The 12,453-nt window shown below is 64.0% G+C and carries 10 protein-coding genes; 5 read left to right on the plus strand and 5 right to left on the minus strand.

The window, feature by feature from the left end; translation table 11 throughout:
• Positions 1 to 147: 147 nt before the first annotated feature.
• Entirely contained in the window at positions 148 to 2,376 is a 2,229-nt protein-coding gene (locus AB3G45_RS18985; RefSeq protein WP_367832016.1) for a bifunctional (p)ppGpp synthetase/guanosine-3',5'-bis(diphosphate) 3'-pyrophosphohydrolase, read from the minus strand.
• A gap of 110 nt (positions 2,377 to 2,486) precedes the next feature.
• Positions 2,487 to 2,891: a DNA-directed RNA polymerase subunit omega gene (rpoZ, locus tag AB3G45_RS18990; RefSeq protein WP_367832017.1), complete on the minus strand. Its 405-nt coding sequence runs from the start codon at positions 2,889 to 2,891 to the stop codon at positions 2,487 to 2,489.
• A gap of 410 nt (positions 2,892 to 3,301) precedes the next feature.
• Here rpoZ and AB3G45_RS18995 point away from each other — a divergent pair, with 410 nt between their 5' ends.
• Together AB3G45_RS18995 and AB3G45_RS19000 are read left to right on the plus strand one after the other, a co-directional pair.
• Positions 3,302 to 3,877 carry an NYN domain-containing protein gene (locus tag AB3G45_RS18995; protein ID WP_367832018.1) on the plus strand — a complete coding sequence of 192 codons (576 nt, stop codon included), beginning with the start codon at positions 3,302 to 3,304 and terminating at the stop codon, positions 3,875 to 3,877.
• Between the two features lie 201 nt (positions 3,878 to 4,078).
• Positions 4,079 to 4,555, plus strand: coding sequence for a hypothetical protein (locus AB3G45_RS19000; protein WP_367832019.1), 477 nt, complete (start codon positions 4,079 to 4,081; stop codon positions 4,553 to 4,555).
• A 130-nt stretch (positions 4,556 to 4,685) separates the two neighbouring features.
• Here AB3G45_RS19000 and smpB read toward each other — a convergent pair whose 3' ends face one another.
• Both smpB and dapA read right to left on the minus strand, forming a co-directional pair.
• Entirely contained in the window at positions 4,686 to 5,165 is a 480-nt protein-coding gene (gene smpB / locus AB3G45_RS19005; protein WP_367832020.1) for an SsrA-binding protein SmpB, read from the minus strand.
• A 1-nt stretch (position 5,166) separates the two neighbouring features.
• Complete coding sequence (dapA, locus tag AB3G45_RS19010) at positions 5,167 to 6,051, minus strand: 4-hydroxy-tetrahydrodipicolinate synthase (protein ID WP_367832021.1); 885 nt, start codon at positions 6,049 to 6,051, stop codon at positions 5,167 to 5,169.
• 323 nt (positions 6,052 to 6,374) lie between these two features.
• On the opposite strand from dapA, the gene AB3G45_RS19015 reads away from it, so the two are divergent.
• Together AB3G45_RS19015 and AB3G45_RS19020 are read left to right on the plus strand one after the other, a co-directional pair.
• Entirely contained in the window at positions 6,375 to 8,444 is a 2,070-nt protein-coding gene (locus AB3G45_RS19015; RefSeq protein ID WP_367832022.1) for a transglycosylase SLT domain-containing protein, read from the plus strand.
• A gap of 39 nt (positions 8,445 to 8,483) precedes the next feature.
• Positions 8,484 to 9,359 carry an alpha/beta fold hydrolase gene (locus AB3G45_RS19020; RefSeq protein ID WP_367832023.1) on the plus strand — a complete coding sequence of 292 codons (876 nt, stop codon included), beginning with the start codon at positions 8,484 to 8,486 and terminating at the stop codon, positions 9,357 to 9,359.
• A 144-nt stretch (positions 9,360 to 9,503) separates the two neighbouring features.
• On the opposite strand, the gene AB3G45_RS19025 is transcribed toward AB3G45_RS19020, so the two are convergent.
• Positions 9,504 to 10,544 carry a porin gene (locus tag AB3G45_RS19025; protein WP_367832024.1) on the minus strand — a complete coding sequence of 347 codons (1,041 nt, stop codon included), beginning with the start codon at positions 10,542 to 10,544 and terminating at the stop codon, positions 9,504 to 9,506.
• Positions 10,545 to 11,184: 640 nt separating this feature from the next.
• On the opposite strand from AB3G45_RS19025, the gene AB3G45_RS19030 reads away from it, so the two are divergent.
• Positions 11,185 to 12,240, plus strand: coding sequence for a porin (locus AB3G45_RS19030; RefSeq protein WP_367832025.1), 1,056 nt, complete (start codon positions 11,185 to 11,187; stop codon positions 12,238 to 12,240).
• Positions 12,241 to 12,453: the final 213 nt, after the last annotated feature.

Below are 12,453 nucleotides of genomic sequence, written 5' to 3' on the forward strand. Positions count from 1 at the left end.
CTCCCGACACAGAAGATAGGATTTCCACCCCACGGGCACCAGCGACACTATGGCGACACAGCCATGCAAAGAGCGCATAATGGCTGGTCAAATCTTGGGCAAACCTGCCTTATTCGGGGCAGGATGCCACATTTTTGCATGGAACCGTCAGGCGAAGACGCGCTGGATGGTGGAGACGGACTGCAGTTCCTTCAACTGGCTCATCAGCTGGTTGAGCTGGCGCAGGTCCCAGACCTCCAGATCGATATGCACCTCGGTGAAATCGGTCGCCACCCGCGCCATCGACATGGAGCGGATGTTGACGTCGCTTGTGGCGATCGTCTGGGTGACCTCGGCCAGCGTGCCCGGCTCGTTCAGCGCGTTGATCATGATGCGCGCCATGAAGCGGGTGTTGTTCGCCTCGTCGAGGTCCCAGCGCACGTCGATCCAGCGTTCCGGCTCGTCGTCGAACTTCTGCAGGGCCGGCGACTGGATCGGGTAGATGGTGATGCCCTTGTCCTTCTCCATGATGCCGACGATGCGGTCGCCCGGCACGGCGCCGCCGGCGGAGAAATGCACCTCGGCATTGCCCGAGAGGCCGCGGATCGGCAGCGCCTCGGGGCCGGTCTCGCCCGCCCCCTCCTCCAGCGCCGACTTCGCCTTGCCCGGCAGCTTGAACACCATGCCGGCGGCGCTGCGCATGTTGAACCAGCCCTCCTCCGTGTTCGGCTTCACCGTCACGCGCTCGTCCTGGTAATCCGGGAAGGCGGCGCGCAGCACGTCGAGCGAGGAGAGTTCGCCGCGGCCGACGGCGGCGATGGCGTCCTCCACCTCCTTCTGGCCGAGCCGGTGCAGCACGGGCTTCAGGCCGTCGCGCGAGAAGGACTTTCCGGCGCGGTCGAAGGTGCGCTCCAGGATGCGGTAGCCGAGGCCGGAATACTGCTTGCGCACGGCGGCGCGGGTGGCGCGGCGGATCGCGGCGCGCGCCTTGCCGGTGACGACGATCTCCTCCCAGGCCGGCGGCGGCACCTGGATGCCCGAGCGGATGATCTCCACCTCGTCGCCGTTGCTGAGGCGGGTGACGAGCGGCATGATGCGCCCGTTGATCTTGGCGCCGACGCAGGTGTCGCCGATATTGGTATGCACCGCATAGGCGAAATCGATCGGCGTCGCGCCGCGCGGCAGCGTGATGAGCTGGCCCTTCGGGGTGAAGGTGAAGACCTGGTCCTGGAAGAGCTCGAGCTTGGTGTGCTCGAGGAATTCCTCCGGATTGTCGCCTTCCGCCAGCGATTCGATCGTCCGGCGCAGCCGGGCATAGGCGTTGGAGCCCGGCGAGCGGGCGACCTCGCCGCTCACCGTTTCCTTGTCCTTGTAGAGCGAGTGCGCGGCGATGCCGTATTCGGCGATCTCATGCATGCGCTTGGTGCGGATCTGCAGCTCGATGCGCTGGCGCGACGGGCCGACGATCGTCGTGTGGATCGACTGGTAGTCGTTCTGCTTGGGCGTCGAGATATAGTCCTTGAACCGGCCCGGCACGACGCGCCAGCGCGTGTGCACGATGCCGAGCGCGGCATAACAGGCGGGAATGTCGTCGACGAGGATGCGGAAGGCGTAGACGTCGGACAATTGCTCGAAGGACAGCGACTTCGACTGCATCTTGCGGAAGACCGAATAGGGCGTCTTCTGCCGGCCCTTGACGAGCGCGTCCGGCAGGCCGTTGACGACCAGCAATTCGCGCAACTCCTCCTCGATCTTGCGGATCAGGCCCTCGTTGCGCTGCGACAGGTCCTCCAGCTTGCGCGTGACGGTCTCGAAGGCTTCCGGGTTGATATGGCGGAAGGAGAGGTTCTCCAGTTCCTCGCGCATGTCCTGCATGCCCATGCGGCCGGCGAGCGGCGCATAGATGTCCATCGTCTCCTCGGAGATGCGGGCGCGCTTTTCCGGCGTCATGTGGTCGAGCGTGCGCATGTTGTGCAGCCGGTCGGCCAGCTTGACGAGGAGCACGCGCACGTCGTCGGAGATGGCGAGCAGGAGCTTGCGCAGGTTCTCGGCCTGCTTGGCCTTCTTGGAGACGAGGTCGAGCTTCTTGATCTTGGTGAGGCCCTCGACCAGAGCACCGATATCCTCGCCGAACAGTTCGTCGATTTCCGCGCGGGTGGCGCTCGTGTCCTCGATCGTGTCGTGCAGCAGCGCGACGGCGATGGTCGATTCGTCCAGGCGCATCTCGGTGAGGATGGCAGCGACTTCGAGGGGATGCGAAATGTAGGGATCGCCGCTCGCCCGCTTCTGCTGGCCATGTTTCTGCATGGCATAGACATAGGCCTTGTTCAGCAAGGCCTCGTTGGCATCCGGCTTGTATTTCTGAACCCGTTCGACGAGTTCATATTGACGCATCATTCTCGGTCGGCTCCCTCCCCGGCGCGGCGGGGCAAAAAAAAGTGCGCCCCGAGATTAAGAGGGGCGCACCGACATTCGCAATATCAAAGGTTTCGGTAAAGTAACCGAAATCAGTAATCGTCGCTCTTTTCCGGCGGCACGAGGCCTTCGATGCCGGCCAGGAGCTCTTCTTCCGACATGCGGTCGAAGGCGATGGTCTCCGGCTGGTCCTCGTCCTCTTCGATCACGGCCGTGCCGGTCGCGGCATCGACGACCAGGCTTGCCGGATCGGGCTCGGGCTCGTCCACTTCCACATGCTTCTGCAGCGAGTGGATCAGGTCTTCCTTCAGGTCGTCGGGCGACAGGGTCTCGTCGGCGATCTCGCGCAGCGCGACGACGGGGTTCTTGTCGTTGTCGCGATCGATGGTGATGGCCGCGCCCTGCGAGATGAGGCGGGCGCGATGGCTTGCAAGGAGAACCAGCTCGAAGCGGTTGTCTACCTTGTCAATGCAATCTTCAACGGTGACACGGGCCATTGCCTGTCCTTTGTGATCGAGAATTTCATGAGTTTGCATGCCCGATACAGGCAATGGGCGGCAAATTCAAGTTTTTCCTTCCCTAGGCGGCGGCGGCGCGTGTCGTAAGGCTACCCATGTAACTTCTGATTTAGCCCTTACGTTAGGGAAAGTAAAAGATCGAAATATCGGACAAATTGGGTAAGGGACGGGAACTATTCTCCAATTCGCAAACCCCGATTCTTCTGAAACGATGCCGGAGAGAAAAATCGCCTTCGCAACCTAGATTTGCTTGGAAAGCTCCGCTCCGTGCCCTAAATGAAGATTATATGAAAAAGAGTTAATTCAACTGGATAGTGCATCCGGCCACCCCGGCACCTGGCCAGAACCCAACCGTTTACATCAACGTCTATTTAAAAGGATTGCAAAGAATGTTCGACCCCCGCGAGAAAATTGCCCTCTTCATCGACGGTGCAAATCTCTATGCGGCTTCCAGGACACTCGGGTTCGACATCGACTACAGAAAGCTCCTGAAAGCCTTCCAGAAGCGCGGCTACCTGCTGCGCGCCTATTACTACACAGCGCTGATCGAAGACCAGGAATACTCTTCCATCCGCCCGCTGATCGACTGGCTCGACTATAACGGCTACAAGGTCGTCACCAAGCCGGCCAAGGAATTCACCGATTCTCTCGGCCGCCGCAAGATCAAGGGCAACATGGACATCGAACTGGCCATCGACGCGATGGAACAGTCCGAGACCGTCGACCATCTCGTCATCTTCTCCGGCGACGGCGATTTCACCACGCTCGTCGAGGCGCTGCAGCGGCGCGGCCGCAAGGTTTCGGTCGTGTCGACCATGCAGACCCAGCCGCCGATGATCGCCGACGACCTGCGCCGCCAGGCCGACTATTTCATCGACCTCGGCTCGCTGAAGGCCGAGATCGGCCGCGACCCCTCCGAACGCCCGCAGCGCGCGGTCGAGCCGGTGGAGACGGCCACCGACTGAGGCGGCCGGAGCCGGGATGTCCTCCCTCGCCTCCGTCATCGTCGGGCTCGCCCCGACCCTCCATGCCGTGGGTGCCGGGAGGGTGGAGTAAGGCCTTCCTTAAACATTGAATCAAATAGCGCCGCCCGGCCTTAAGGTTCTTCAAGACTCCCCTGCTATTCCCGATATCGGACAATCATTTCGCATTGGGACATCGGGACGATGGTGGACGCAGTATCGCTTTCGGCAAACAGCTACCGGGGAGTATCGAGCACGCTCGATGCCCGCGCGCCGGCCATGGCGGCGGAAACCCGTCCGGCCGTGTCCGCCCTCGCGGCGCTCGCCGCACCGCAGCCGGTCACCCGCGTCTCGACGCCGTCCGACAGTGCCGAGGAGATCGGCGACCTCAGCTTCCTCTATGCGTCGAACGGCCTGCCGGGCGTGTCCGCCCTGCCCTCCTATGCCGTTCTGCCCTCGCAGGCGGCCACAGATGCGCGCCTTGCCGGCGGCAGCAACCCGGCCGCGCGCCTCGCCATCGAGAGCAACGACCTCAACAGCCTCATGGCGAGCTTCCTTTCCGCCCGCACGCCGAGCGCAAATCCGGCCGCCTCGCCGGACGTGCCCGCGGAGACCGGCGGCGAGCAGCTTGCCCGCAGCGCGCGCCAATCGGTCATCACGCAGCTCTACAGCCAGTTCTAGAGCATTTCCAGCCGAAGCGAGATCGCTTCGGCATCGGATAATGCGGTAAAAACAAGAATCTAGAGCATTTCCGGTGAACCGGAGTTCGCCGGAAATGCTCTAGGAAAGAGACGCGAGGAGACGGCTCGCCTCAGCCGCGTTCGCGCAGCAGGCGGCCCTTCTGGCGATTCCAGTCGCGTTCCTTCTCGGTCTGGCGCTTGTCGTGCAGCTTCTTGCCCTTGGCGAGCGCAAGTTCCAGTTTGGCCCGGCCGGCATCGTTGAAGTAGACCTTCAGCGGCACCAGCGTCATGCCCTCGCGGTTGATCGCGACGCGCAGGCGATGGATCTCGCGCTTCGACAAGAGCAGCTTGCGCCGCCGGCGGGTCTCGTGGTTGAAGCGGTTGGCCTGGAGATATTCCGGCAGGTAGGAATTGATCAGCCAGATCTCGCCGCCCTCGTCGGAGGCGTAGGATTCCGCGATGTTCGCCTTGCCCTCGCGCAGCGACTTGACCTCCGTGCCGGTCAGAACGAGACCGGCCTCGTAGGTATCGATGATCTCGTAGTTGAAGCGGGCCTTGCGGTTCTCCGCTACAATTTTCTTGACCGTCGCCGGGCGCGCTTTCGTCGCCATGTCAGTTCAAAAGGCCGGCGTGGCGCAGCGCCGCGTCGATGGCTGCCTCCGTGGCCGGTTCCAGCGAGGAGAGCAGCGGCGACCGGACGAAACGGTTCATGCCGCGCGTGCGGTTCAGCGCGTATTTCGCGCCGCAAAGGCCGGGTTCCAGGAAGATCGCCCTGTGCAGCGGCATCAGCTTGTCCTGGTATTCCAGCGCGGTGGCGTAATCGCCGGCAAGCGTCGCCTGCTGGAATTCGGCGCACAGGCGCGGGGCGACATTGGCCGTCACCGAGATGCACCCCGTCCCGCCATGGGCGTTGAAGCCGAGCGCGGTCGCGTCCTCGCCGGAAAGCTGGACGAAATCCTTGCCGCAGGTGATGCGCTGCTCGGACACGCGCTCGATCCGGCCCGTCGCATCCTTGACGCCGACGATCGAGGGATGCGCCTTGTGCAGCGCGCCCATCGTCTCCGGCGACATGTCGACCACGGAGCGGCCGGGAATGTTGTAGATGACGATCGGCAGCTTCACGCTCTCGGCAATGGCCGCAAAATGGGCGAAGAGGCCCTTCTGCGTCGGCTTGTTGTAATAGGGCGTGACGACGAGGATCGCGTCCGCGCCTGCCTTCTCGGCGTGCTGGGCGAGGTCGATCGCTTCCTTCGTGTTGTTCGAGCCGGCGCCGGCGATCACGGGCACGCGGCCGGCCGACACCTTGATGCACAGTTCCACCACCCGTTTGTGCTCGTCATGCGACAGCGTCGGCGATTCGCCGGTCGTGCCGACCGGGACGAGGCCGTGGCTACCCTCGCCGATCTGCCATTCGACATGCGCGGCAAAGGCGTCTTCATCGACGGCGCCGGCATCGGTGAACGGGGTGACGAGAGCGGGAAAGGATCCCTTGAGCATCGAGAACTCCTGAAGCCAGAGCCGCCCTTGGGCTTACATGCTTTGGCCGTATTCCGTGGTTAAAAACGCCCGCACAATAATCATGTGGCAGCCCTGCGGCAAGCGGCGCGCGGGGCGTTTTTCATGCATGATCAAGGCGGAAGGACGGCGGAGGCGCGAATATTCCCCTTCTCTGATCCGTCGCCTTCGATGCGGGCGCCTTCACGGCTTGGTGAGCGCGGCGTTTAGGTTTCGTTAAGGCAACGAAGGGTTAATTGATTGTCAAGGATCCGGCGGAAGATCACGCTCGTAACGCCCCGCCGGCCAGTCATCCGGGATGTGACATGATCTCGACGAACAGTTTCGCCCTTTGCGCCTTGCTCCTTGCCGGTGTGGCCGGCCTTGCGCTCGGCTCCTCGCCCGTGGAGGCCGACAATGCGGCCGTTCCGGCGGTCAAGCCGCTCGGTTTTGCCGCCGACATGCCCTCCAGGGACGTCGTCACCAATGCCATTCCGCGCCTGGACGTCGGACAGCCGGCGAGCGCCGACCTCACCGCCGGGCTCGACGCGCTCTCCAACCGCGACGCGGCGACCGCCATCGCCGCCCGCGACCGCCTGCCCAAGGACAGCCTCGACCGGCATATCCTGACCTGGGCGATCGCCGTCTCCGGCCAGCGCGGCGTGCCCTCCTTCGAAATCGCCGCCGCCCAGAAGGAGCTGAAGGGATGGCCGGGCCTGAAGGCGCTGCGCGCCAATTCCGAACGGGCGCTTTCCCGCGAGAACCCGCCGACCGCCGACGTGCTTGCCGCCTTCGGCACGACGCGTCCGGAAACGGCGGAAGGAGCCATCGTGCTTAGCCGCGCCCTTATCGCCAGCGGCAATGCCGCACGCGCCGGCGAGGTGCTGCGCTCCTACTGGTCGAGGGAAGCGCTCTCCACGGAGATCGAGACGAGGATCCTCGACGAATTCGGCACGCTTCTGACCGAAGGCGACCACAGGGCGCGCATGGAAATGCTGCTCTACCGCGACCGCGCCGACCAGGCGCAGCGTTTCGGCGATCTCGGCAAGGCGCAGTCGCTCTACCGCGCCTGGGCGGCGGTCATCCGCAAGAACAAGACGGCGGGCGCCCTGATCAAGGCCGTCGACGCGCGCTGGCAGAAGGACCCGGCCTATACGTTCCTGCGCATCCGCCATCTGCGCAACGCCGAGGAATATCGCGCGGCCGCAAAACTCTTCTCCGCCATGCCGGAAGACCCGGCGCGCCTGGTCAATCCCGGCGCCTGGTGGAACGAGCAGCGCATCGTCAGCCGCGGCCTTGCCGATCTCGGCGACTTTCGCGATGCCTATCGCGTCGCCGCCCGGCACGGCGCGGACGAGCCGACGGATATCGTCGAGGCGGAATTCCACGCCGGCTGGTACGCGCTGCGCGACCTCGACGACCCGAGGACCGCGAGCGGCCATTTCCAGCGCATCCTGCAGGTCTCCGACCGGCCGCTGTCCGTTTCCCGCGCCTGGTACTGGCTGGGGCGGGCGGCGGAGAAGGGCAATCCGCAGGAGGCCAAGGCGCATTTCGCCAAGGCCGCGAACTTTCCCGGCACCTTCTACGGCCAGCTTGCCGCAGCGCGCCTCGGCCGCACGGCGCTGAACGTCGCCTATCCGAAGCCGACAGTCGAGGAGCGCGCCCGCTTCAACCGGCGCGAGGCCGTGCAGGCGATCGCCCGCCTGCAGGCGGCCGGCCACGGCTGGCGCGGCGACAGCCTCTATCGGGCGCTCGCCGGCGAACTGATGAGCCCGGGCGAGCTTGCGCTTCTCGCCGCGCAGGCGGAAAAGGGCGGCAACCACCAGCTTTCGCTGCAGATCGGCAAGATCGCCTTCGGGCGCGGCATCGACGTGGCGGCGCTCGCCTTCCCGATCGGCGTCATTCCCGACAGCGCCGACATTGCCGGCTCGGGCAAGGCGCTCGCCTATGCCATCGCCCGGCAGGAAAGCGCCTTCAACCCGGCCGCCGTCTCCCCCGCCAATGCGCAGGGCTTGTTGCAGCTGATGCCCGGCACGGCACAGGGCGTCGCCAAGCGCTACGGCCTTGCCTATTCCCGGGAACGGCTGACGACGGACGCCGCCTACAACGCGACCCTCGGCGCTCATTATCTCGGCGAGCAGATCGACGATTTCGGCGGCTCCTACGTGCTGACCTTCATCGCCTACAATGCCGGCCCGCGCCGCGTGCCGCAGTGGATCGCCCGCTATGGCGACCCGCGCGGCAAGCCGGTCGACGAGGTCGTCGACTGGATCGAGCGCATCCCCTTCTCCGAGACCCGCAGCTACGTGCAGCGCGTGATGGAGAATTATCAGGTCTACAAGACCCGCCTCGGCCAGAAGGCCGATATCGTGCACGATCTCAGCGTCGGCCGCTGAGGCCTTTCGGCGCCCCCATCCTCGAGCGGACACAGGAACATGGTTGAATTCGAAAGCCGCTTCTTCCCAGCCGAGGACGGCCTGAAGCTGCATCTGCGCGATTACGCGCCGGCCGAGGACGGCGGCCGGCTGCCGCTCGTCTGCCTGCCCGGCCTCAGCCGCAATGCGCGCGACTTCCATCCGCTCGCCCTATGCCTTGCCGAGGACCCCGCGCAGCCGCGCCGCGTCATCGCCCTCGATTATCGCGGGCGGGGCCTCTCCGGTCGCGACGACAATCCCGCCAATTACAATGTCGCGGTGGAATGCCGGGACGTCCTGACCGTGCTCGCCGCCCTCGGGATCACCCGCGCGCTCTTTGCGGGAACCTCGCGCGGCGGGCTCATCCTGCACGTCATGGCGGCCGTGCAGCCGGACTGCATCGCCGGGGCGATCCTCAACGATATCGGCCCGGAAATAGAGGCCGAGGGGCTTCGGGAAATTCGCGACTATCTCGCACGCGCCTCGTCCCCCACGAGTTTCGCGGCAGCGGCCGAGGGGCTGAAGGCCCTGCACGGGCCCGCCTTCCCCGCGCTTTCGGCCGGCGACTGGCGCGACATGGCCGAGGCGATCTATGCCGAGCGGGACGGACGGATCGTCGCCGATTTCGACCCCAGGCTGACGGAACAGGTGCAGGCCGTCGATTTCTCAAAGCCGCTCGCGACGCTCTGGCCGCAATTCGCGCTGCTGGCGGAAAAGCCGCTGCTGGTGGTGCGCGGCGAACGGTCCCGCCTGTTTTCCCGGCAGACGCTCGCCCGCATGGCCGCCCATGCCGCAAGCGTGCGGGCAATCACCGCGCCGGGCCAGGGCCATGCGCCGCTTCTGCACCACGGCGATATCCTGCCGTCGGTCCGGGCGTTCCTCGCCGACCGCGGCTGAGCCCTCCCCGATTTCCAAGGGAACGAGCCTGCGCCTTTCGCGCGGCGCCGGGCGCCGGCGCGCATTCTTCGATCCGGCACCCCGAAACGAAAAAGACCCGGCTCGAAAGCCGGGTCTCCCGTCACTGACGAAAGTCAGATCAGATTAGAACGAACGCTGCAGACGGACGAAGCCGCCCCAGTTGTCGAAGCCAGCGCCCTTGTTGCCAGCGCCGTTGTCGACGTCGGTGTACTGCAGGCTGACCTTGGTGGTCAGGTCCGTGACGATCGTGTAGTCGAGCGTAACGCCAGCGCGCCAAGCGTCGCGGCTACCGCGGTAGTCGCCGTTCACGTTGTAGTCGATCGTGTTCCAGTACTGGAAGCCGGGGGTGATGGCCAGCTTGTCGCTCAGGTTAGCCTTGTACGAAGCTGCGACAGCCCATTCGGAAGCGTCCCAGTAACGGTTTGCGCCCGACGACCAGACGACTGCGCCCTGCAGGGTGCCCGGGCCGACGTCAGCGGAAACGAGACCGCGGATGTTGCCGTTTTCAGCGTCGAAGTCGTAGGAGCCGAGCAGGTCAACGCTGACAGCGCCGAACGAGCCGGTGACAACGCCGGAGATGCCGAGGTTGTCTTCGAAGCGCGACCAGGCGTTGTTGGCGAACGATTCGAGAGCAACGGTGGCGGAGAAGGCGCCGCCTTCGTACTTGTACGAAACAGCGTTCAGCAGCGAGTTGCCGCCGATGATGCCGAAGGCACCGCCGTCGAGCGAGTCGGTTTCGCCGTTGATGCCCTTATCCCACTCCGTGTAGAAGTAGCCGGCCTTGAAGCCGCCGAGCTCGATCCATGCACCATCGAGATGGCTGTCACCGTTCGAGTTGGTTTCGAGGTCGATGTGGCCGGTCAGCGTGCCGAGCTCGGTGTCGCTCTTGGCGTCGAACGAGAGGTAACCACGCGTGAAGACCTTGTAGCCAGCGTCGTTGCCGACGACGTCGTCAGCGAAGTCAACCTGGAAACGGACGTAGCCGCCGATCTGCAGGCAGGTCTCGGTGCCGGGGATGTAGAAGTAACCCGTGCCGAATGCGTCGCAAACGCGAACGTATTCCATCGGCTCCGGCTCGGCGGCAACGATAGCGTCGGCGGCCTGGGCGCCGGATACTGCTGCGAGAGCGGCAGCGGAGCCGATGAGAAGGCTCTTGATGTTCATTTTCTGACCTCCAGTCAAAAAGTTTCAAACGGGTCTGGGTTTTTTGCTGAAGGACAGCGTTCCCTGCCCCATCCCCAAGTTCAGGAAGCGGACGATCAACCGCCCCTGCTTCCGAAGGTGAAAATACAAGACGCCGTTCTGTAAGCAATCTCCAAACTGAAAGGAGGCAGGGTTTGTGTCAGCCTTCGCCCCGCGCTGTTGCGGAAAGGACACAAAATGGCCGGACGGATTGCTAAAAGTTTATGGATCCTTAACAAAACGCCTTATGAAGCGGGCACTTAGCGGCTGCCGATCCGGCGTTGACCATGCCACAGACGGGGCGAAACGAGGGCAAAGGCCGCTCTTTGGTGGGGCGGAGAGGCCCTTTCCGCAAGACGGCGTGCCGTCATGCGGTTTTTGATCCGGGCGGAATCGAAGAACTCGATACCGCCGCCGGCGCGTCGATTCGAGGTGATTCCAACAGGGTTCCACGGGTCGGGCTTAAAAAATTCCAGACTCCGTCGAATCTCAAGTCTCCGGCGCGGCGTCCACGTCTCCTTTATATATAGGCGCGGCGCCGGCGTCTTCTAATGTCGGGGAAGCCGGCGCCTGGAGCCGTCGCCGGCATGCGGGTCTTCATTTTCTGACTGGAGGTCAGAAAATGAACATCAAGAGCCTTCTCATCGGCTCCGCTGCCGCTCTCGCAGCAGTATCCGGCGCCCAGGCCGCCGACGCTATCGTTGCCGCCGAGCCGGAGCCGATGGAATACGTTCGCGTTTGCGACGCATTCGGCACGGGTTACTTCTACATCCCCGGCACCGAGACCTGCCTGCAGATCGGCGGCTACGTCCGTTTCCAGGTTGACTTCAAGGAAAACGCTGTCGGCAACGACGCCGGCTACAAGGCCTTTTCCCGCGGCTTCCTCACGTTCGACGCCAAGAGCGACACCGAGCTCGGCACGCTGACCGGTCACATCGACCTGATAACCAACTCCAATGGCGCAACGGGCCTCGACAGCGCATTCATTCAGGTCAGCGGCTTCACGGTCGGTTATTTCTATAACTACTGGGATACGGGCATCAACGGCGAGACCGACTCGCTCGATGGCGGCTTCCTCGGCTTCGTCGGCGGTGGCGATATCGGCAATACCCTGCTGAACGCAATCTCGTACAAGTACGATGGCGGCGCATTCTCCGCTGGCGCGTCGCTTGAGTCCTTTGCCAACAATGCATGGGCCGAGCTTGATAATGGTCTCGGCATCTCCGGTATCGTAACCGGTTCGTTCGGCGCCGTCAGCATTGACCTCATTGGCTCCTACGACTTCCTCGCTGAGCAGGGAGCTCTTCGTGGTCGCCTTTCCGCCGACGTCGGTCCGGGCACCCTGCAGGGCGCAGTTGTCTGGTCGTCGGGTGCAAGCCGTTACTGGGATGCTTCTGAATGGGCCGTTGCCGCCTCGTACAAGGCCAACCTGAGCGACAAGCTGGCCATCACCCCCGGCTTCCAGTACTGGGGCACGATCGACCACAACGGTCTCGGCACGGATTACGTTGGTGACCGCGATGCATGGCGCGCCGGCGTCACGCTCGACTACACGATCGTGACCGACCTCACGGCCAAGGTCAGCCTGCAGTACACCGACGTTGACGGCCCGCGCGGCGCCATCAAGGGCGGCCAGGACGACTGGTCCGGCTTCGTCCGTCTCGAGCGCTCGTTCTGATAGAACAGCCATCGAAAATCGAAAGCCCGGCCCAGCGCCGGGCTTTCCCGTACCTGCTAGTTTTGGGGACCGAACGGCAGGGATCTCGTAACCATTTCGTGCAACCAATGCGCGACCTGCACACGCAAAGAGGTCCCAAATATGCTAAAAATTGCCCAGAGTATCGGCAATTACAGCCTTCACTACGGATTCTCCGGTCAAAATCCCTTCAAG

Origin of the sequence: Shinella sp. S4-D37 (assembly GCF_040812195.1) — a bacterium.
Classification (GTDB): Bacteria; Pseudomonadota; Alphaproteobacteria; order Rhizobiales; family Rhizobiaceae; genus Shinella.

Coding starts and splice junctions, on each gene's coding strand:
- AB3G45_RS18995 (WP_367832018.1), top strand. CDS start 3,302: ATGTTCGACCCCCGCGAGAAAATTGCCCTCTTCATCGACGGTGCAAAT.
- AB3G45_RS19030 (WP_367832025.1), top strand. CDS start 11,185: ATGAACATCAAGAGCCTTCTCATCGGCTCCGCTGCCGCTCTCGCAGCA.
- AB3G45_RS19020 (WP_367832023.1), top strand. CDS start 8,484: ATGGTTGAATTCGAAAGCCGCTTCTTCCCAGCCGAGGACGGCCTGAAG.
- AB3G45_RS19025 (WP_367832024.1), bottom strand. CDS start 10,544: ATGAACATCAAGAGCCTTCTCATCGGCTCCGCTGCCGCTCTCGCAGCA.
- AB3G45_RS18985 (WP_367832016.1), bottom strand. CDS start 2,376: ATGATGCGTCAATATGAACTCGTCGAACGGGTTCAGAAATACAAGCCG.
- smpB (WP_367832020.1), bottom strand. CDS start 5,165: ATGGCGACGAAAGCGCGCCCGGCGACGGTCAAGAAAATTGTAGCGGAG.
- rpoZ (WP_367832017.1), bottom strand. CDS start 2,891: ATGGCCCGTGTCACCGTTGAAGATTGCATTGACAAGGTAGACAACCGC.
- dapA (WP_367832021.1), bottom strand. CDS start 6,051: ATGCTCAAGGGATCCTTTCCCGCTCTCGTCACCCCGTTCACCGATGCC.
- AB3G45_RS19000 (WP_367832019.1), top strand. CDS start 4,079: ATGGTGGACGCAGTATCGCTTTCGGCAAACAGCTACCGGGGAGTATCG.
- AB3G45_RS19015 (WP_367832022.1), top strand. CDS start 6,375: ATGATCTCGACGAACAGTTTCGCCCTTTGCGCCTTGCTCCTTGCCGGT.